Annotated in this window: 15 protein-coding genes; 11 read left to right on the forward strand and 4 right to left on the reverse strand. The window is 64.4% G+C overall.

The features are described from left to right. Together fcl and VWZ81_RS09180 are read left to right on the forward strand one after the other, a co-directional pair. Positions 1 to 985 (forward strand): GDP-L-fucose synthase (fcl, locus tag VWZ81_RS09175; protein WP_416549205.1); only part of this gene is annotated, 985 nt, incomplete at its 5' end. A 126-nt stretch (positions 986 to 1111) separates the two neighbouring features. Continuing rightward, positions 1112 to 2533 (forward strand): mannose-1-phosphate guanylyltransferase/mannose-6-phosphate isomerase, encoded by a 1422-nt coding sequence (locus tag VWZ81_RS09180; RefSeq protein WP_416542555.1) that lies wholly within the window; start codon positions 1112 to 1114, stop codon positions 2531 to 2533. A gap of 16 nt (positions 2534 to 2549) precedes the next feature. On the opposite strand, the gene VWZ81_RS09185 is transcribed toward VWZ81_RS09180, so the two are convergent. Beyond that, positions 2550 to 3818 (reverse strand): DUF2793 domain-containing protein, encoded by a 1269-nt coding sequence (locus VWZ81_RS09185; protein ID WP_340547857.1) that lies wholly within the window; start codon positions 3816 to 3818, stop codon positions 2550 to 2552. A gap of 279 nt (positions 3819 to 4097) precedes the next feature. Between VWZ81_RS09185 and VWZ81_RS09190 the strand changes: the two genes are divergently transcribed. After that, positions 4098 to 6284, forward strand: coding sequence for a calcium-binding protein (locus tag VWZ81_RS09190; RefSeq protein ID WP_416542556.1), 2187 nt, complete (start codon positions 4098 to 4100; stop codon positions 6282 to 6284). Between the two features lie 95 nt (positions 6285 to 6379). Here the strand turns inward: VWZ81_RS09190 and VWZ81_RS09195 are convergent, their stop codons facing one another. Both VWZ81_RS09195 and VWZ81_RS09200 read right to left on the reverse strand, forming a co-directional pair. After that, on the reverse strand, positions 6380 to 7726 hold the full coding sequence (locus VWZ81_RS09195) for a M10 family metallopeptidase (protein ID WP_416542557.1): 1347 nt from the start codon (positions 7724 to 7726) through the stop codon (positions 6380 to 6382). Positions 7727 to 8151: 425 nt separating this feature from the next. Next, a complete protein-coding gene (locus VWZ81_RS09200; RefSeq protein ID WP_416541044.1) occupies positions 8152 to 9603 on the reverse strand; it encodes a M10 family metallopeptidase C-terminal domain-containing protein in 1452 nt (483 codons plus the stop codon). 211 nt (positions 9604 to 9814) lie between these two features. Here VWZ81_RS09200 and rfbC point away from each other — a divergent pair, with 211 nt between their 5' ends. From rfbC to VWZ81_RS09225, 5 genes are all read left to right on the forward strand, one after another. Continuing rightward, positions 9815 to 10369: a dTDP-4-dehydrorhamnose 3,5-epimerase gene (rfbC, locus tag VWZ81_RS09205; RefSeq protein ID WP_416535213.1), complete on the forward strand. Its 555-nt coding sequence runs from the start codon at positions 9815 to 9817 to the stop codon at positions 10367 to 10369. A gap of 3 nt (positions 10370 to 10372) precedes the next feature. Continuing rightward, entirely contained in the window at positions 10373 to 11425 is a 1053-nt protein-coding gene (gene rfbB, locus VWZ81_RS09210) for a dTDP-glucose 4,6-dehydratase (RefSeq protein ID WP_416542558.1), read from the forward strand. Positions 11426 to 11690: 265 nt separating this feature from the next. Further along, entirely contained in the window at positions 11691 to 12539 is an 849-nt protein-coding gene (gene rfbD / locus VWZ81_RS09215; RefSeq protein WP_340547816.1) for a dTDP-4-dehydrorhamnose reductase, read from the forward strand. After that, positions 12536 to 13408, forward strand: coding sequence for a glucose-1-phosphate thymidylyltransferase RfbA (gene rfbA / locus VWZ81_RS09220; RefSeq protein WP_340547817.1), 873 nt, complete (start codon positions 12536 to 12538; stop codon positions 13406 to 13408). The genes rfbD and rfbA overlap by 4 nt, the downstream gene beginning before the upstream one ends. Before the next feature lie 212 nt (positions 13409 to 13620). After that, positions 13621 to 14184 (forward strand): hypothetical protein, encoded by a 564-nt coding sequence (locus VWZ81_RS09225; protein ID WP_416542560.1) that lies wholly within the window; start codon positions 13621 to 13623, stop codon positions 14182 to 14184. A 216-nt stretch (positions 14185 to 14400) separates the two neighbouring features. Here VWZ81_RS09225 and VWZ81_RS09230 read toward each other — a convergent pair whose 3' ends face one another. Beyond that, positions 14401 to 15540, reverse strand: a complete 1140-nt coding sequence (locus VWZ81_RS09230) for a polysaccharide biosynthesis/export family protein (RefSeq protein WP_416542561.1) — start codon at positions 15538 to 15540, stop codon at positions 14401 to 14403. A 98-nt stretch (positions 15541 to 15638) separates the two neighbouring features. On the opposite strand from VWZ81_RS09230, the gene VWZ81_RS09235 reads away from it, so the two are divergent. The 3 genes from VWZ81_RS09235 to VWZ81_RS09245 all read left to right on the forward strand — a co-directional run bounded on the left by VWZ81_RS09235 (position 15639) and on the right by VWZ81_RS09245 (position 19615). Then, positions 15639 to 16619 (forward strand): NAD-dependent epimerase/dehydratase family protein, encoded by a 981-nt coding sequence (locus tag VWZ81_RS09235; protein WP_416542562.1) that lies wholly within the window; start codon positions 15639 to 15641, stop codon positions 16617 to 16619. After that, the gene (locus tag VWZ81_RS09240; protein WP_416542563.1) at positions 16616 to 17227 is read left to right on the forward strand and encodes a sugar transferase; all 612 of its coding nucleotides are present in this window, start codon (positions 16616 to 16618) and stop codon (positions 17225 to 17227) included. Before VWZ81_RS09235 ends, VWZ81_RS09240 begins: the two co-directional genes overlap by 4 nt. Positions 17228 to 17740: 513 nt before the next feature. Continuing rightward, on the forward strand, positions 17741 to 19615 hold the full coding sequence (locus tag VWZ81_RS09245) for a polysaccharide biosynthesis protein (protein WP_340547822.1): 1875 nt from the start codon (positions 17741 to 17743) through the stop codon (positions 19613 to 19615). Positions 19616 to 19714: the final 99 nt, after the last annotated feature.

A 19714-nucleotide genomic window follows, 5' to 3' on the forward strand; every position in this document is an offset into this window, starting at 1 on the left:
CACCAGCGCTGTGAAAATCTATGTGGCCGGCCATCGTGGCATGGTGGGGGGCGCCATCCTGCGCCGCTTGCAGGCGCGCCGCGCGGCCGGAGACGACATCCAGCTGATCACCCGGACCAGCGCCGAGCTGGATCTGACCGATCAGGCCATGGTGCAGGCTTTTTTTGCCGCAGAACGCCCCGATCAGGTGGTGCTGGCGGCGGCCAAAGTGGGCGGCATCCATGCCAATAACACCTATCCGGCGGATTTCATTTATGAAAACCTGATGATCGAATGCAATGTGATCCATGCCGCCCATCAGCATGGGGTTGAGCGGCTGTTGCAGCTGGGATCCAGCTGCATCTATCCCAAACATGCCCCCCAGCCGATGGCCGAAGCGGCGCTGCTGACGGATCGGCTGGAGGCCACCAATGAGCCCTATGCCATTGCCAAGATCGCGGGCATCAAGCTCTGCGAAAGTTACAACCGCCAATATGGCCGCGACTACCGCTCGGTGATGCCGACCAATCTTTATGGGCCGGGCGACAATTTCCACCCCGAAAACAGCCATGTTCTGCCGGCGCTCATTCGCCGTTTTGATGCGGCGGTGCGGGCGGGCGAGGATCATGTGACGATCTGGGGCACCGGCACGCCGCGGCGCGAATTCCTGCATGTGGATGACATGGCGGCGGCCTCGCTGTTTGTGCTGGATCTGGACCCGGCGACCTACCAGCGCGAAACCAGCCCGATGCTGAGCCATATCAACGTCGGCTGCGGGCAGGATATCTCGATCCTGGAGCTGGCCGAGATGGTGGCCGGGGTGGTGGGCTTTGACGGCGAGATCCGGACCAACCCGGAGCAGCCCGACGGCACCCCGCGCAAGCTGATGGATGTCTCGCGGCTGGCCCGGCTGGGCTGGCAGGCCGAGATTGCGCTGCGCGACGGGATTGCCCAGACCTATGCGTGGTATCTGCAGCAGGATCCGGAGCGGTTGCGCAGCAAATGACCAGCCCGCTGGCCATCGCCGCAAAAAAGGCCCAGAAAAGACAGGGAGATGGCCTGAAAAATGGGCAGACATTTGCCTCAAACAGGTCAGACTAAGACCCGCAGACCGGTCGGAAAGGGACAGCTCATGATCACCCCCATTCTTCTGTGCGGCGGCTCGGGCACACGGCTGTGGCCGCTGTCGCGCAAAAGCTACCCAAAGCAATTTGTGCCCCTGGTCGGGGAGACCACGCTGTTTCAGGCCTCCGCCCTGCGCCTGTCGGGCGAGGGGTTTGCGGCTCCGATGGTGCTGACCAATTCCGATTTCCGCTTTATTGTCACCGAACAGCTGGCCGAGGCGGGCATTGATCCGGGCGCCATCCTGATCGAACCGGCGGGACGCAACACCGCGCCTGCGGTGCTGGCGGCGGCCCTCTGGCTGCGGGCGCGCGATCCTGACGGGCTGATGCTGGTGGCGCCCTCGGATCATGTGGTGCCCGATGCGGCGGCCTTTCGTGCGGCGGTGGCGGCGGCGGAACCGGCGGCGCGGGCAGGCCAGCTGGTCACCTTCGGGATCAAACCGGACCGGGCCGAGACCGGCTATGGCTATCTCGAACTGGATGGCGATCCCGGTGATTTCAGCCCCAAGGTGATCGGCCTGAAACGCTTTGTCGAGAAACCGGATCTGGCCACCGCCGAGGATATGCTGGCCTCCGGTCAGTTCCTGTGGAACGCAGGCATCTTCCTGTTCTCGGTGAAGGCGATCATCGCCGCCTTTGAGACCCATGCGCCGGATCTGATGGCGCCGGTGCAGGGCGCCGTGGATCAGGGGGAGCCGGATCTGGGCTTTCTGCGGCTGGACCCGGCGGCCTGGGACGGGGCCGCGGATATCTCCATCGACTATGCGGTGATGGAGCGGGCAGAGAATCTCGCCGTGGTGCCCTATGCGGGCGGCTGGTCCGATCTGGGGGGCTGGGATGCGGTCTGGCGCGAAAGCGGGCCGGATGGCGATGGCATTGTCACCCAGGGCCGCGCCACCGCCATTGAGTGCAGCAACAGCCTGCTGCGCTCGGAGGATGACGGGCTGGAGGTTGTCGGCATCGGGCTGAAAGACGTGATTGCCGTGGCAATGCCCGATGCGGTGCTTGTCGCGCATGCCTCCCGCGCGCAGGACGTCAAACAGGCGGTCAGCGCGCTGAAGGCGAAATCCGCCCGCCAGGCCGAGGCCTTCCCCAAGGATCACCGGCCCTGGGGCTGGTTTGAGAGCCTGGTGGTGGGCGAACGGTTCCAGGTGAAACGCATCCATGTCCACCCCGGCGCGGCGCTCAGCCTGCAGAGCCATCACCACCGTTCGGAACATTGGATCGTGGTCGAAGGCACCGCCAAGGTGACGGTGGATGACAGGGTACAGCTGGTGAGCGAAAACCAGTCGGTCTATATTCCCCTGGGCGCGGTGCACCGGATGGAGAACCCCGGCAAGGTGCCGATGGTCCTCATCGAGGTGCAGACCGGCAGCTATCTCGGCGAGGATGACATCATCCGCTACGAGGATATCTACGCCCGCAAGTGACAACCGCCTGCCCTGGCTAACGGATCAGCCATTCCTCCAGCCCTTCGGCGGGGGTGTCCTGGCTGGCGGGCAGGGCGCGCAGGCGGATCCAGCGGGGATCGGTGGGCTGGCCTGTGCGCAGGCGCAGCCGGCCCAGAAGCCCGACCATGGCCCATTCCGCGCGTTCGGCGCGGCTGCGATAGGGGCGGGTGGGGTCATAGGCCGGGTTGAGGCAGGGCGCGCCGCCGGCATCGCGCAGCATGGCGCCAAAGCCATCGCGCAGGCTGCGACCCTGCCAGCGCCCGCCGTCGTCATTGCCGAGGATCGACGGGGTTGTGGAAATCACCCCGATCGGCGTCTCGCCGGGGCTTGCGGCGCGGATCCGGTCACCCGCCATCACCACCGCGAGGCCGCGCCGGTCTTCTCCGTCCGGGTTGCCATCCTCCCATTCGAAGAATTCCGCATAATCCGCGCCACCGCCGGTCCAGGCGCCATCGCAATAGCCATTGCCATTCTGGGCCAGGCGGAACATCGCGCCGCTGCCATCGCCGGCGGTCAGATAATCCTGCGAACTGCCCGTCGCGGTCAGCGCCAGAAGCGTGCTGTCATCGCCGCTGATCTCCAGACGGGCACCGGGATCATAGGTGCCAAAGCCGGCACGTCCATTGGCGGATTTCAGCACCATGGCGGCCTCCCAATTGCTGCCATCGGGAGAGAGTTTCACGGTGAAATCGGTATTGCCCGCCAGCCCCATCTCGGCATGGCCTGTCCAGTTCGACTGAAACAGCAGGCTGGCGGTATCGCTGCCCGAGGCCTTGTTGATCTTCAGCTGATGGCCGCCGCCATCATGGCTGAGCAGGCTGGCGGGGCTGCGCAGGGACAGGCGGTTGGTGGCATCGGCATCGGTGGCAATGCCCAGCCGGTCGAGCCGGTCGCCGCTCAGTGGCGGCAGCTGCCATTGGGTGCCATCCCAGACCCGCAGCGCCTGATCCGCCGGCACCCAGGCGCGCCAGCCGGGCTGCGGCGTCAGGAACTGCCAGGCGGCATCCTGCCAGATCGCCAGCCGCCCGCCCTGACCGGCCCAGGCATCGGCCGGGCTGTCGGCCAGCCCATAGGCCGCACCTTCGGCCGGGGTTGCGGGCGGGGTGGTGGCGTCAATGGCCTCCAGCCGCAGCTGCACCAGCGCATCCAGCATGCGCAGCGCCTCGTTATGGGTCACATGTTTCTGCGCCTGGGCGGGCATCAGATAGGGCAGGGCAAGAAGAGGGGTGGTCTGGGGCAGGGTGTCTGGGGTGATGTCTGGCATTCTGGCGGCTCCTGATCGCGGGGATGGCGCCAGAATGCCCCAGTCGGATCACCCGGCCCCTAAGGGGGCGTGCGCCCGCTCTGCAACACCCCTTTTGCGGGGGGGGCGACTGTTTCCTCCGCGCCTGACCGTGGGGATTGTCTTCAATATGTAAACAATAGCCGCGTTTCTGCCCCATTCCCGTCCGCTCTGCCGCCGCCTCTCCCCGTGAGGCTGATCCTGCCCCCGGAAATGCAGCTCCGGCGGGTCTGGTGATCAGGTAGCGCGGGAGCAACACAGATGGATCTACGATTTGCAGGACGGTTCGGAGCCAATGATCTGCTGCTGGACAGCGATCTGCGCGATCTGGAAATCCATCAGGGCACCAATGGCGCGGTGCAGCTGTTTGCGGTCAGCGGGCTGAATGGCGGCATTGCCAGCTACAGCCTGGGAGGCGGCACGCCGGTTCTGCGCGATACGGTCTATCATCGCGCGCTGGGGCTGGCGGGGGGCGAGGCGACCCTGGCCGAGATCGGCGGCGAGACGCGTTTGCTGGTCGAGGGCAGCACCCGCAGCGCCCTGGCGTTTCATCAGATCGGCGGCAATGGCCAGCTGTCGGCGCAGCAGCAGGACAGCCTGCCGGGGGCGGGGGCTGCGGGGCTGGACGCCACGGTGGTTGGCAGCCTGGGCAGCGGGGGATCGGTGGTCTACGGGCTGGCCAATGGCCGGCTGAGCGGCTGGCAGCTGGGGGCGGGCGGCGCGGAGGTGGCCAAGGCGGGCGGCGCGGCGGCCTATGACCGCCCCGGCGCGGTGGCGCTGGAGCTGGCGGACCTGGGCGGCGGCGCGCAGCTGCTGTTGCTGGCCGACCGGATTGAACAGGGGCTGCTGAGCTACCGGATCGATCCGCAGAGCGGCGCTTTGCAGGTGGCCGACAGCCTTGGCGCGGCGGATGGGCTGGGGCTGGCCGAACCGACCGCGGTGGAGAGCTTCTCCGCCTTTGGCAGCAGCTGGGCGGTGCTGGCGGCGGCGGGCAGCGGCTCGCTCAGCCTGATTGCGCTGGGGCGCGATGGTCAGATGAGCCTGAGCGATCATGTGCTGGACACCGCCGCCACCCGTTTTGGCGGGGTCACCGCGCTGGAGGTGGTCGAGGTCGCCGGCGAGATGCTGGTGCTGGCGGCGGGCAGCGACGACGGGCTGGCGCTGTTTCGGATCCTGCCGGAGGGCCAGCTGGTGCATGTCACGAGCCTCGCCCATGCCAGCAATGCCGGCGAGGCCGGGCTGGGGCTGGAGAATGTCACCGCGCTGGCGGCGGCGGTGATCGGGGGGGATCTGCAGATCTTTGCCAGCTCCGGCACGGCCGAGGGGCTGTCGCTGTTCACCCTGCCGCTGGCAGAGCTGGGCGATGTGATCACCACTGTCGGCGGCCGGATCAGCGGCACCGGCGCGGCGGATGTGCTGGCGGGCGGCATCGGTGCAGTGCTGAGCGGCGGCGCGGGGGCGGATGTCTTCGTGCTGCGCCCGGCCGAGGAGGGGCGCAGTGGCAGCCTGCGCATCAGTGATTTCGAGACCGGGCAGGACAGTCTGGATCTGTCGGGGTTTGACGGGCTGCGCAGCCTGGATGGGCTGCAGATCCGCAGCCGCAGCGATGGCGCCGTGATCACCCATCAGGCAGCGGATGGCAGCCGCACCGAGGTTGTGGTGCAAAGCGCCGATGGCGGCAGTCTGGATGCGGCGGATCTTTTTGCCGGGGGGTTTGTCTTTGCCGACCGGATGCTGCCCCCCGCAGAGGCACCGGATCCGATGCGCTATGGCAGCGGCGGCGCCGACCGGATTGCTGCGCGCAGCGTCGGCGATCAGATCAACGGGCTGGGGGGCAATGACACGCTGCTGGGTGGCGACGGGCGCGACAGTCTCTGGGGCGATGCGGGCCATGACCGGCTGCTGGGCGGTCAGGGCGGCGACCGTTTGCGCGGCGAGGCGGGCAATGACGTGCTGCTGGGGCAGGGCGCGCGCGATCTTCTGGTGGGCGGGGCCGGCCGTGACACGCTGGATGGCGGACGCGGCGGCGACCGGCTGCTGGGCGGATCCGATGCGGATCTGCTGCGCGGCGGCGGCCACAATGACCTGTTGCGCGGCGGTGCCCAGGGCGACCGGCTGCTGGGCCAGAGCGGCCGGGACAAGCTGTTTGGCCAGAAGGGCAATGACACGCTGGATGGCGGCGGCGGCAATGATCTTCTGGTGGGCGGCCAGGGTGCCGATGTCTTTGTCTTTGGGGCGGGCCACGGCAGCGACCGGATCCGCGATTTCACGCAAGGAGTGGATGTGATCCACCTTGGACGTCTGGCGCGGGCGGGCATCGCCGAGGATCTGGGGGATCTGCGCCTGCAGCAGCAGGGCGAGGATACGCTGATCCAGACCGGGGCGGGGGAGATCCTGCTGCTCGATCAGATCGCCGCAGACCTGACGGCGGATGACTTTATCTTCTGATCCGCTATCGGCTGTCGGAAATAGGCAGAGGGCCGCTCCAAGAGCAGGTTCCCGGACGTGCCCGGAACCTGCTCAGAGCTTGACGGGCCGGGCCCTCAGAACAGGATATCATCCGCCCTGAGATCTTCGAACGCGGTGTTCTGCAGGGTCAGGGACCAGCCGTTGTCATCCCGGATCACCAGATCGGCGTTGCGGATCTCGAGGTGATCCTCGCGCAGATCGGCAAAATCCAGCACCCCGGTGGCGGCGGACATGTCGATGCGATCTTCGGCCTGAAAATCAATCACCACATCGGCCCCTTGCGAAAACACAAAGACATCGGCGCCCTGGCCTCCTGCCATGCGGTCATTGCCTTCGCCGCCCTCCAGCCTGTCCTGCCCGGCGCCGCCTTTCAGCGTGTCACGCCCGGCGTTGCCGACCAGCGTATTGGCGGCCTCATTGCCGATCAGCAGGTCATTGCCAGCCCCGCCCCAGGCGTCCTCGATCAGGTTGACGGTGCGCCCGTCTACCTGGACCGCGGCGGCCATGGCGACATTGTTCTCAAGGCTGCCGATGGTGGAATACTGCCCCGGGCGCAGGTCGATCCGGCTGTTGCTGCCAAGATCGGAGGCGTCGATCAGATCCGCGCCGCCGGCATCCCAGATGGTCAGGCTGACATTGCGCGCCACCCCATCCGCACCACGCAGCGTCATCTCATCCGCCCCGTATTGATAGGCCTGGCCGCCACGCCCGTCGCCGGCCCCGAAATAGCTGGTGGCATCGGTGCGGGTGCTTGTATTGGCGCCGTAAAGCGCCTGCAGCGCCTGCATGTCCCAGAGCATCGGGGTCAGCGCCCAGCCCTGCGCGTCATAGCTCAGATCCGCCTCGCCCGGATGGGCGACATAGGACATCACCGTGAACTGGCCGCTGGTGTCGGGGTTGTCAGGCTGCTCATTGGGATGACGCAGCCCCAGCGCATGGCCCAGCTCATGCAGATAGGTGTTCCAGCTGGTATGCCCCAGTATGGGTCCGATGTTTGGCACATATTGATCGGGGTTGCTGTTGTTGATCCAGAGATCCCCGGCCATAGAGGCCTCCGTGCCCAGATCATCTGCATCGGGAAAATTGGCGACAAAGCCAAAGAGACCGGTGTTGTCAAACCCGTAGCTGGCAAAGGCGATATCCAGCACATCCCCGGGTCCGGCAGGGGTGAGATTGACATTGGCGACCTCGTTCCAGGCTGCCACTGACTGTAGCATCAGCGCCTGTTGCCGCGCATCCATCGCAACAGAGGCGCTGGCCGGGATATAGCCTGCCCTGACAGCATAGTCGTCAAAGGCCGGGTCATAGGGGTAATAGCCTGGCACCTGGCTCACAAAGCCATAAGAGATCGTGTCATCCCCGTCGTGCCAGCCATCGGTGTTGCTGACCAAAAGGGCGCGGTAATCCTGATATAACGGCATGGGATCTGCTTTCCATCTGTAATGAAACAAGACTCACGTTAAACGTGCATATTGTAGATAAAGATCGCGCAATAGTAGATTTTTTGCCAGAGGCGGCATTCCCTTGGGTCACTCAGGGGAAAGGGGCACGGTGCAGCACCCCGCAAGGACGGCCGCGCGGCGGTACCCATGGCGGGCAGAGATCCGCACCTGGAACAGAGGCGTCAGAAATCCGCCTCTTTGTCCCTCCACCGTGGGATATCCGGGACACTGAGGGGAGGGCAGATTATAAGAGAAGCGCGCTCTGGCAGCGTGCGCGCAGGGGAGCCCAGCAGAGCGCATCCCTGCAGATTGAGGACAGGGGCCTGCCGGCTGATGCTTTCATCTTCTGACAGAAGGTCTGGCGATAGAGGGATCGGTGCTGAAGGCGGCGGTCCGAGGCGCCCTCAGAACAGGAAATCATCCGCCGCAAGATCACCGAATGCCGTGTTGAGCAGGGTCAGGGACTGGCCGTCCTGATCCCGGATCACCAGATTCGCGCCGTCTTCCTCAAGGTGATCCTCGCGCAGATCGGCAAAATCCAGCACCCCGGTGGCGGCAGCCATGTCGATCCGGTCGTTGCCCTGAAAATCAATCACCACATCGGCCCCTCGTGAGAACACAAAGACATCCGCGCCCCGTCCCCCGGCCATGCGGTCATTGCCGCCGCCGCCCTCCAGCGTATCCTGCCCGGCGCCGCCTTTCAGCGTGTCGCGTCCGCGCCCGCCCTCCAGCAGGTCATGGCCTTTGCCGCCCTGCAGCCGGTCGCTGCCCTGCCCGCCGATCAGCACATCGCTGTTGCGTGCCCCGGCCAGCGTGTCACGCCCGGCGTTGCCGACCAGCGTATTGGCGGCGCCATTGCCGATCAGATGGTCATTGCCGACCCCGCCCCAGGCGTCCTCGATCAGGTTGACGGTGCGCCCGTCTACCCGGACCGCGGCGGCCATGGCGACATTGTTCTCAAGGCTGCCGATGGTGGAATACTGCCCCGGGCGCAGGTCGATCCGGCTGTTGCTGCCAAGATCGGAGGCGTCGATCAGATCCGCGCCGCCGGCATCCCAGATGGTCAGGCTGACATTGCGCGCCACCCCATCCGCACCGCGCAGCGTCATCTCATCCGCCCCGTATTGATAGGCCTGGCCGCCACGCCCGTCGCCGACCCCGAAATAGCTGGTGGCATCGGTGCGGGTGTTTGTATTGGCGCCATAAAGCGCCTGCAGCGCCTGCATGTCCCAGAGCATCGGGGTCAGCGCCCAGCCCTGCGCGTTATAGCTCAGATCCGCCTCGCCCGGATGGGCGACATAGGACATCACCGTGAACTGGCCGCTGGTGTCGGGGTTGTCGGGCTGCTCATTGGGATGACGCAGCCCCAGCGCATGGCCCAGCTCATGCAGATAGGTGTTCCAGCTGGTATGCCCCAGTATGGGTCCGATGTTTGGCACATATTGATCGGGGTTGCTGTTGTTGATCCAGAGATCCCCGGCCAGCGACGGGGTACGGCCCAGATCAGCCGGTTCGGGAAAATCGGAAATGAAGCCGAACAGCCCGTCATCGGCGAAATGGGCACTGGCAAAGGTCAGATCCGCCATCCCGCCCTCGGCGGGCATCAGGTTGAGATTGGCCACTTCGTTCCAGGCTGCGACCGCCTGCAACATCATCTGCCGTTCGGCGGGGTCCATGTTCACCGTCGCCCCCTCGGGCAGGTATTCCCCGCCGACGTCATAATCTCCCCAGATCGGGTCATAGTCGTAATAATCCGGCACCGAGGTGATGAACTGATAGCGAATGACGCCGGAGCCATCATGCCAGCCGGTGGCGTCATCTATCAAAACTGCGCGGTAATCCTGATATATCGGCATATCATCCCTGCCTGCTATGAGCCCGTTTCCGGGGAGCCTAGCAGAGCGCTGTGTCCAAACCTTTAATTGTTCATGAAATCCCATATGGCCCCGCTGTCAGGCAGCCGCAGAGTGGGTTGGGACCACAATATGTGCCTTTCCCTTGGCATCACCGGCGTCTGGGCGTTAGGACAGAGGACAGGACCACGGCAGCAGATCGGGGGGAGAGGACATGCAGATTGAGGACACGGACCTGCCGGGGGTGAAGATCCTGACACCGGCGCGGTTTGGCGATGCACGGGGGTTTTTCTCCGAATGCTGGAACCGGGCGCGGATGGCCGAGGCGGGGCTCAATTTCGATTTTGTGCAGGACAATCATTCGCTGTCGATGGAGCCGGGCACCCTGCGCGGGCTGCATTTCCAGGCGCCGCCCCATGCCCAGGCCAAGCTGGTGCGCTGCGGCCAGGGGGCGCTGTTTGATGTGGCGGTGGATATCCGCAAGGGCTCGCCCACCTATGGGCGCTGGACCGGGGTGGAGCTGTCGGCGGAAAACGGGCGCCAGCTGCTGATCCCGGCCGGGTTCCTGCATGGGTTCATCACCCGCCTGCCGCACACCGAGGTGCTGTATAAATGCAATGATTACTACGCGCCGGAGTGTGACGGCGGGGTGGCCTGGGACAGCTGCGGCATCACCTGGGGGTTTGACGGCAGCCCGGTCCTGTCCGACAAGGACGCCAGGGCGCCCCGGTTTGAGGATTTCGACAGCCCCTTCGTGTGGGAAGGATAAGAGATGAAGATTTTGGTGACAGGTGGGGCGGGTTTCATCGGCTCGGCCGTCGTCCGACTGGCGGTGGCGCGCGGCCATCAGGTGGTGAACCTCGATGCGCTGACCTATGCCGCCTGTCTGGACAATGTGGCGGCTGTGGCGCAGAGCCCGCTTTATGCCTTTGAGCAGGTCGATATCCGTGATCGCGCCGCATTAGACACTGTTTTTGCCCGACATCACCCGGATGTGGTGATGCATCTGGCCGCGGAATCCCATGTCGACCGCTCCATCGACGGCCCCGGGGATTTCATCGAGACCAATATCACCGGCACCTATCAGATGCTGGAAGCGGCGCGGAAATACTGGAGCGAGGCGGGCCGCCCGGAGGCCTTCCGGTTCCATCACATCTCCACCGATGAGGTCTATGGCAGCCTGCCTGCCGACCCTGATGTGCTGTTCACCGAAGAGACCGGCTATGATCCGCGCTCGCCCTATTCCGCGAGCAAAGCCGCCAGCGACCATCTGGTGCGCGCCTGGCATGAGACCTATGGGCTGCCGGTGGTGCTGACCAATTGTTCGAACAACTACGGTCCCTTTCATTTCCCCGAAAAGCTGATCCCGGTGGTGATCCTCAATGCGCTGGCAGGCAGGCCGCTGCCGATCTATGGCGATGGCTCCAATGTGCGCGACTGGCTTTATGTGGAAGATCACGCCGATGCGCTGCTCTTGGTGGTGTCCGAGGGGCGCGTGGGGCGCAGCTACAATATCGGCGGCGAGAATGAGCGCAGCAATCTGGAGCTGGTCGAGACGCTCTGTGCGATCCTCGACGAGAAACGGCCCCGGGATGACGGGGGATCTTACAAGGACCAGATCACATTTGTGACGGACCGGCCGGGCCATGATGCCCGCTATGCCATCGACCCCTCCCGTATCCGCGATGAACTGGGCTGGCGGCCCAGCGTCACCGTGGAGGAAGGGCTGGCGCGCACGGTGCAATGGTATCTCGACAATGAGGCCTGGTGGCGCGCGCTGCAAAGCCGCGACGGGGTCGGCCAGCGGTTGGGGACGGGAAAGTGACGGCAGATAGGCCACAAAGGGCGAGTCTGACCTTGGGAAGGTGCAAGGCGCCTTCCCGGGGGGAAGGTCAGGCGCGCCCGGCATGCTGCCGGGCAGTTTCCTCTATGGGGCCGATGTCCTGATGCTGACAGCGCATCTGCCATCGGGCTATGTGCCAGCCAGCCAGCCTCATTGGGTTTTGTCCTTTTCTGCTGCATTGGACCTTTGTTCCGGAACTGGCTATCTGGGCTACAGCCTTGTATCTATGTCATAAAGGAAGCCGTATATGATCCTCGTTTTTGGCAAGACCGGCCAGGTGGCGCGGGAACTGGCGGCGCATGATGATATTCTCTGCCTCGGCCGCGATCAGGCGGATCTCACGGATCCTGCGGCCTGCGCCGAGATGATCCGCGCCCATGCCCCTGCCGCGGTGATCAATGCGGCGGCCTATACGGTTGTGGACCGGGCCGAGGCGGAAGAGGACCTGGCCACGGTGATCAATGGCAGCACCCCCGGCGTCATGGCCGAGACCTGCGCCATGCTGGGCATTCCCTTTGTCACCCTCTCCACCGATTATGTTTTCGACGGCAAGGGCAGCAGCCCCTGGCACCCGGATGAGCCGGTGGCGCCGGTCAATGCCTATGGGCGGTCCAAACAGGCCGGGGAGGCCGCCGTGCGCCTGGCCGGGGGGGCTTATGTGATCCTGCGCACCTCCTGGGTGGTCTCGGCCCATGGCAGCAATTTCGTCAAGACCATGCTGCGGCTCGGCCAGGACCGCGACCGGATGCGTGTGGTGGCCGACCAGATCGGCGCGCCGACCCCGGCCCGGGCCATTGCGGCGGCCTGCGTGGAGATCGCCCGCCAGCTGATGACGGCGCCGGAAAAATCCGGCACCTATCATTTTGCAGGCCAGCCCGAGACCAGCTGGGCCGGGGTCGCCACCGAGATTTTCGCCGAGGCGAAACTCCCCTGTGCGGTGGCGGAAATTCCCAGTACGGCCTATCCGACCCCGGCGCGGCGACCGTTGAACTCACGGCTGGATTGCAGCACGCTGGAGAAGGTCTTTGGCATCACACGCCCGGATTGGCGGGCCGGGCTGAGGGATATTCTGAAGGATCTGGGAGCGCAGGCATGACAGCACGTAAGGGTATCATTCTGGCCGGTGGCTCGGGCACGCGGCTTTATCCGATCACCATGGCGGTCAGCAAACAGCTCTTGCCGCTCTATGACAAGCCGATGATTTATTATCCCCTGTCGGTCTTGATGCTGGCGGGCATCCGCGAGATCTGCGTGATCACCACGCCGCAGGATCAGGATCAATTCACCCGGCTTCTGGGCGATGGCAGCCAGTGGGGCGTTCATCTCACCTATGTGGAGCAACCCAGCCCGGACGGTCTGGCACAGGCCTTTGTGCTGGCCGAAGAGTTCCTGGCCGGCGCCCCCTCGGCGCTGGTGCTGGGGGACAATGTGTTCTTTGGCCATGGCCTGCCGAAACTGCTGGCGGCGGCGGATGCGCAGACCAGCGGCGGCACCGTCTTTGGCTATCACGTGGCCGATCCCGAACGCTATGGCGTGGTGGATTTCGACGCCGAGGGCCGCGCCCGCGAGATCATCGAAAAACCCGCCGTGCCGCCGTCGAACTATGCGGTGACGGGGCTGTATTTCCTGGACGGCAGCGCGCCGCAGCGGGCGCGGCAGGTCACCCCCAGCCCGCGCGGCGAGCTGGAGATCACCGATCTGTTGCAGATGTATCTGGACGAAGGCGCCCTCCGGGTGGAGACCATGGGCCGCGGCTATGCCTGGCTGGACACCGGCACCCATGGCTCGCTGCTGGATGCGGGCAATTTCGTGCGCACCCTGCAGGAACGTCAGGGGTTGCAGACCGGCTGCCCCGAGGAAATCGCCTATGAGGCGGGCTGGATCAGCGCCGACCAGCTGCGCACCCGCGCCGAGATGTTCGCCAAAAACGCCTATGGTGCCTATCTGGAACGGCTGCTGGACTGATCAGAGCGCGACACGGCTCTGCCTCAGGCCGGGCGCAGCAGCCGGATCAGCTGTCCGGTTGCTCTCGCTTGAGTATATTCGATCAGTTGTGAATCTGCTTAGATAACTTGTTTGCCTCTGGACCTGCCGCCTTGGCTTCAGTTACATCTCTAAGAGAACAGATGGCGAGCACAGCGATATCGTATCGCTATAATTTTAAGGTTCGTAGCATAATGAATGCAACTTTCAAAATCTTGGTATGTGCTTTTGTGTCAATATTTTTTACGACATGTGTCGACGCCCAAACTCAACTAAGCCCTCAAGCCTCTACAGGGTGTAAGATCTTCTCAACAGGAGAACGTGAGGCTAAGTATATTTGCAGCGAATTAAAGGTTTCTCTTGAAGAGGCTTTAGAATTCTTGGTGTTATCAATTGAGCACGAACCTTCTATAATTAGTAATCTAATTTTGGAGGAGAGAGAAATTCAACCGATTTTCGTGGAGAAATTTCTGTCTTCTATGTGGGTTTTAGAAAATTGTGAGGCCAAGGAAGCTTGCGCCAAGCCATCTGCCGAACAGACCTCTTTATCAACATGTGAAGGTGAAATGAAAATGTACACTTTGTACAGAGGATTTTTCCTTCAAGATTATCCCCCCCTTAAAACGCTCGAAATAGGAAAATCTCTTCTCTGCGCGTCAAATCAGGGATTGAACGTCCTTATATCAGCAGATTTATTTGCTACGGACCAAGATGCTTTCGTCATATTGCCTGTAGCAGCAAAAAACGGAGAGAAGTAATGGTACAGATCACATTCGGTGATCTTTGTTGGGTAAAATACAAAAGGGTGCAGTCAAACTGACTGCACCCTTTGAAAATTAAGAAGTATCGTCAAAACACGACCACAGACACTTGAGGCTGTGATGGTGGGTCTGTCAGTTTTAGTGCCTCAAAAACGTACTGGCTCTTACACTATTGATGGCAATAAACCGTTTCATACAAGAATCTTATCCGGATCAGAGCACCCCGGCGCGGCTGAAGACGCCGAAGAAATTGCCGATGATATTGGAGATGGTCAGCGCGTCGTTCACTGGTGCCTCGGTGGCGATCAGCAGGTCGCCGGAATTGATCTGGAAGCGGCGGGCCGAGAACAACCCGTCGGCCGATGTGAGATCAAGGGTAAAGACCACCCGCGCCTGGCGCGGGCCGCGCTGACCGGGGGCAAGCGCACTGTCGGGGTATTCGCGCAGCACCAGCAGGCCCTGCGGATCGGCGCGGCTGTCCTGAAACCCGCCGGCAACCGACATCGCATCCATCGCCGACATCTGATCCTTGGTGAATGTGTGCAGATCCTCACGGCCGGTGGCGCCAAAGGACAGGAAATAGCGCGCATCCTCTTCCACAAACACCCGGTCACCGCCGCGCAGCAGCGTGTCGCGGCGCGGATCATTGAGCAGGGCCTCCACCGAGGTGCCATAGATGCTGCTGCCGCGCACCAGGCGGATCTGCGGGTTGTTGAGGCTGGCACTGATGCCACCGCCGGCCGCGATCAGCCCCATCACCGTGTAATTGCGATCGGGCATCGGGTAGGTGCCGGGGGTGGTGACGCCGCTGACCAGATCCACCGAATTGCTGCGGCCTTCGGTCATATCGAGCTGCAGCTGGGCCGAGGGAACAATGGTTTCCAGCTCGCGCTGCAGTTTTTCACGGGCCAGATCCGGGGTCAGCCCGTTGACGTTCACATTGCCCACATAGGGCATGAAGATGCTGCCATTGGCCGCCACCGTCACATCCTGCAGCTGCACCATTTTCTCTTCAGGCGAGGTCAGCAGGGAATTGTCGCTGCTGTCCCAGATCCGCAGGGTCAGCAGGTCGCCGGGCTGGATGATCTGGGTCTTGGCGCCTCGGGTGGCGCCGATCCATTTCAGCGGGCGCTTGCCGCTCTGGCCGCCGCCGCTTTGCGGTCCGGTTTCGGGCCAATGCGCCACGGTGGGCAGAAAGGCGCGGGTCACCGGATAAAGGGCAAAATCGGCATCCGCATCATCGGCGGTTTTCAGGATCTCTTCGCTGGCGGGAGCGCCACCGGGCAGGCGGCCACAGGCGGCCGGCAACAGGGCAAGGCCAAGAGTGGCAAGCAGGAGGGTGAGGCGGCGCATGAGAGTCCTTGTCCGAAAACGGCTTGATTTTTGTTCTCCGCAAGATACTGGGCATGCAGACTGCGTCAACCGCAAGGGCAACGGTAACAGGGGGGCTGATGCGTTTTCCACCCATATTGATCCCCGCATTGGCTCCGGTATTGATCATGGGCGCCTCGGGGCGGATCGGCGGGCTCCTGCGCAGCCAGTGGAGCGGGCCGGAGCAGGGGCTGCGCTGGCAGCGCCGCCGCCCGCCTGTCGGGACCGGTCCCGACGGCCGGGGCTGGCATGTTTTCGAGCCGCTGGCAGAGCCCGAAGCGCTGCTGCAGGCGGCGGTGGGCTGTGCGGCGATCCTCTGCCTGGCGGGGCCGGTGCCCGGCGGCACGGCGGGCGGCGATCTGAGGGCGGGCCAGCTGGTGCAGCATCGCGACCTGGCGCTGGCTGCGCTGGAGGCCTCCGCGCGGGCGCGCGACGCAGGAGCAGGGGCAGGGGCGCCACGGGTGCTGCTGGCCTCTTCGGCGGCGGTCTATGGCGCGACCCCCGGCCCGCTGCGGGAAGACACCCCGCTGGCGCCGCTGGCCCCCTATGGCGTCGCCAAGGCCGAGATGGAACAGGCCAGCAGCACCCGCGCCACAGAGCTGGGGCTGGATGTCACCCTGCTCAGGATTGGCAATATTGCCGGCTTTGATGCCATTCTTGGTGGCTGGCGGGCCGGGTTCTGCCTGGATCAATTTGCCGATGGGCAGACGCCGCGGCGCAGCTATATCGGCCCGCGGACCCTGGCCGAGGTGCTGGCCGCCCTGATCGCCAGCCCGGCGCTGCCACAGGTGCTGAACATCGCCCAGCCCGGGCTGGTGGCAATGGGCGATCTGTTGCAGGCGGCGGGGCTGGAGTTTGCCCGCAGGCCCGCGCCGGGTCACGCCATTGCCGAGGTGCAGCTTGACGTCAGCCGGCTGATCGGGCTTTTGACGCCAGAGCCTGCACCCGCCGCAGATCTGCCAGCTTGCCTGCCTGTTGCCACAGCGGCTGATCTGGTGGCCGAGGCGCGCGGACTGGGCCTGTTGTCCCCTTCCGTTTCCGATAAGGATCCCCGCATATGACCTGGCGCAAACGCCTCTTTGATCTCTTCTTTGCCAGCCTTCTGGTGGTGGTGCTGGGTCCGGTGCTGCTGGCGCTGATGGCCTGGCTGCTGCTGAAGGAAGGCCGCCCGCTGTTTTATGTGGCCGAGCGGATGAAGGGCGTCGATCAGCCCTTTGCCTTGTGGAAACTGCGCACCATGCAGGTGGTGGACCAGGATACCGGCGTCTCCGGCGGCGACAAATCGGCCCGCATCACCAAAACAGGCGCCTGGCTGCGCGCCCGGCGGCTGGATGAGTTTCCGCAGCTGTGGAACATCCTCAAGGGGGATCTCTCCTTTGTCGGGCCGCGCCCGCCGCTGCGCCAATATGTCGAGGCCAACCCCGACCTCTATGCCCGGGTGCTGAAATCGCGCCCCGGCGTCACCGGCCTGGCCTCGATCACCTATCACCGGCATGAGGCCGCCCTGCTGGCGCGCTGCACCACCGCCGAGGAAACCGATCAGGTCTATTCCCGCCTCTGCGTGCCGATGAAGGCGCGGCTGGACCTGATCTACCAGCGCCACCAGAGCATATGCTACGATTTTGACCTGGTGTTTCAAACCATCGGCAACCTGTTCCGGCGCGGCTGAGAACAGGTCTGCGGGGATCCGATGATTCGCCCCCCGGAGCGGCCGTTTCCCGCCGGACGGGCCCATATCGCCCCCCCGGAGCGGCAGGGGACCCGCCACCTCCGCCACTCCGGCGGCACCGGGGCCTTCAGAACCGGCATCAAGGCTCGGGGCAGGTCACCGGCGCGGCAAAACGGGCAAATCACCGGGCAAATCACCGGCAGGCGGCGCTTTTTTGCTGGTTGCGGTTTTGTATTAGCCCCTAAATGGGTCTAAAGTGATCTCCGGATGACCTTTGGATGTTTCAGGCTGGATTTCCTGGACAGGGCCCGAAGGTTGGACCAAAGAAACATAGGCCCGCAGCCAGAGAGACCCACCCAGCGCATGAGGGTCCGGGGACCTGCTGCGGGGATTGATAAAAACACATTTGAAACGATGTGCATCGGAGTGACTTCGGCGCGACATCGGGACATATCGACGGGCCGCCCCGGACTGCAGGCGGCCACCGGGGACTGGAAGCGGGGACGGCCAGGGATGTTCAATCTGATCAGTGCGCTGTCACGCAAACAGAAATCCTATATCTTTCTCACCATTGATCTCACCCTGATCCCGCTGGCGCTGTTCCTGACCTTTCTGGTGCTGCCGCTGCCGGGATCGGCGCTGGCCACCTTGGCGGCCATGCTGCCGGTGCTGCCCTATGTGCTGGCGCTGGCGGCGGCGGTGGCGCTGTGGCTGGGGCTGCCCAAGGTGCAGCTCAACGCCTATGAGCGCCATGCCGTCGGGCTGACCGCGCTGCTGGCCTCGATCACCGCCGCAGCCACGGCGGGGCTGACGCTGCTGTTTGGCCCGGATCTGCCGCCCGGCACCCATGTGGTTTTTGCCACCACCTATTTTCTCTGCCTGCTGGCCGCGCGGGCGCTGCTCTATCAGGTGGTGGTGGCGATCTACCGGCGCGCCCAGCCGCGCTGCCGGGTGCTGATCTACGGGGCCGGCACCACCGGCGCCCAGCTGGCCCAGGCGCTGAAGGCCCATGACGGCATTGATCCTGTCGCCTTTGTCGATGACAATACCTCGCTGCAGGGGGTGACGCTGGTGGGGCTGCCGGTGTTCCCGCCCGCCCGCATCGCCGAGCTGGCCGAGGCCCGCCAGGTCAAACGGGTGCTGCTGGCGATGCCCTCGCAGAGCCAGCCGAAACAGGCCCAGATCATCCAACGCCTGCAGCGGATCGGGCTGGAGGTACAGGCGCTGCCCTCCTTTGCCCAGCTCATCGGCGAAGAGGCACTGGTGGACAAGCTGACACCCGTCGCGCCGCAGAATTTCCTCGGTCGGGCCACCCGCGATGTGCCCCTGCAGGAGGCCAGCGGGTCCTATCAGAACCGGGTGGTGCTGGTCTCCGGCGCCGGCGGGTCCATCGGCTCCGAACTCTGCCGTCAGGTGCTGGCCTGCCGGCCGCGCAAACTGGTGCTCTACGAGCTGTCGGAACTGGCGCTTTACACCATCCATCAGGAGCTGGAGCAGCAGCTGGAAGGCACCGGTATCGACCTGGTGCCGGTGCTGGGCTCGGTCACCGATCCGCGCCAGGTGCGCATGGTGCTGGCCGATCACGGCGTGCAGGTGGTGCTGCATGCGGCGGCCTATAAACATGTGCCGCTGGTGGAGGCCAACCCGCTGCCCGGTCTGGCCAATAATGTCTTTGGCACGCAAACCCTGGCCCGCGCGGCGGCGCGCAGCGGGGTGGAACGCTTTATCCTGATTTCCTCGGACAAGGCGGTGCGCCCGACCAATGTGATGGGCGCCTCCAAGCGGATGGCGGAACTGGTGGTGCAGGATCTGGCCACCCGCAATCCCGGCACCATCTTCACCATGGTGCGCTTTGGCAATGTGCTCGGCTCCTCGGGGTCGGTGGTGCCGCTGTTTCAGGAGCAGATCAGCCGCGGCGGGCCGGTCACCGTCACCGATCCGCGCGTCAAACGCTATTTCATGACCATCCGCGAGGCGGTGCAGCTGGTGCTTCAGGCCGGCGCCGAGGCGCTTGGCGGCGAGGTCTTTGTGCTCGACATGGGCGAGCCGATCTCGATCCTGCAGCTGGCCCGTCAGGTCATCGAAAGTGCCGGCTATTCGGTGCGCGACGATGAGGATCCCGACGGCGATATCGCCATCGAGATCATCGGGCTGCGCCCCGGCGAAAAGATGCAGGAAGAGCTGACGCTGAGTTCGGACCTGATCACCACCCGCCATCAGAAGATCTTCTGCGCCCGCGAGGCGGTGCTGTCGGAAATCGAGGTCGCCGCGCTGATCCGCGGATTGCGCCAGGCAGTGGCAGCAGGAGACGAAGGCGCGGCCCGGGCGCTGATCAAACGCTGGGTCGAGGGCTACCGCACCCCCGAAGAGGCGCGCAAGACCTCCTGACGACCCGGTGTCCTGTCACATCGCCCGTCGCGCTGACGGACAGCGCCGACAACCGGGGATGGCAACTGGGGGCGGGAACTGGGGAGCGGTCATCGGGAG

The sequence above is a fragment of the Phaeobacter sp. JH20_34 genome (assembly GCF_048056095.1).
Classification (GTDB): Bacteria; Pseudomonadota; Alphaproteobacteria; order Rhodobacterales; family Rhodobacteraceae; genus Phaeobacter; species Phaeobacter bryozoorum.

What these genes read in the sequence shown, in the direction of transcription:
- VWZ81_RS09180 (WP_416542555.1), top strand. Translation starts at nt 1,112, where the DNA reads ATGATCACCCCCATTCTTCTGTGCGGCGGCTCGGGCACACGGCTGTGG.
- VWZ81_RS09185 (WP_340547857.1), bottom strand. Translation starts at nt 3,818, where the DNA reads ATGCCAGACATCACCCCAGACACCCTGCCCCAGACCACCCCTCTTCTT.
- VWZ81_RS09190 (WP_416542556.1), top strand. Translation starts at nt 4,098, where the DNA reads ATGGATCTACGATTTGCAGGACGGTTCGGAGCCAATGATCTGCTGCTG.
- VWZ81_RS09195 (WP_416542557.1), bottom strand. Translation starts at nt 7,726, where the DNA reads ATGCCGTTATATCAGGATTACCGCGCCCTTTTGGTCAGCAACACCGAT.
- VWZ81_RS09200 (WP_416541044.1), bottom strand. Translation starts at nt 9,603, where the DNA reads ATGCCGATATATCAGGATTACCGCGCAGTTTTGATAGATGACGCCACC.
- rfbC (WP_416535213.1), top strand. Translation starts at nt 9,815, where the DNA reads ATGCAGATTGAGGACACGGACCTGCCGGGGGTGAAGATCCTGACACCG.
- rfbB (WP_416542558.1), top strand. Translation starts at nt 10,373, where the DNA reads ATGAAGATTTTGGTGACAGGTGGGGCGGGTTTCATCGGCTCGGCCGTC.
- rfbD (WP_340547816.1), top strand. Translation starts at nt 11,691, where the DNA reads ATGATCCTCGTTTTTGGCAAGACCGGCCAGGTGGCGCGGGAACTGGCG.
- rfbA (WP_340547817.1), top strand. Translation starts at nt 12,536, where the DNA reads ATGACAGCACGTAAGGGTATCATTCTGGCCGGTGGCTCGGGCACGCGG.
- VWZ81_RS09225 (WP_416542560.1), top strand. Translation starts at nt 13,621, where the DNA reads ATGAATGCAACTTTCAAAATCTTGGTATGTGCTTTTGTGTCAATATTT.
- VWZ81_RS09230 (WP_416542561.1), bottom strand. Translation starts at nt 15,540, where the DNA reads ATGCGCCGCCTCACCCTCCTGCTTGCCACTCTTGGCCTTGCCCTGTTG.
- VWZ81_RS09235 (WP_416542562.1), top strand. Translation starts at nt 15,639, where the DNA reads ATGCGTTTTCCACCCATATTGATCCCCGCATTGGCTCCGGTATTGATC.
- VWZ81_RS09240 (WP_416542563.1), top strand. Translation starts at nt 16,616, where the DNA reads ATGACCTGGCGCAAACGCCTCTTTGATCTCTTCTTTGCCAGCCTTCTG.
- VWZ81_RS09245 (WP_340547822.1), top strand. Translation starts at nt 17,741, where the DNA reads ATGTTCAATCTGATCAGTGCGCTGTCACGCAAACAGAAATCCTATATC.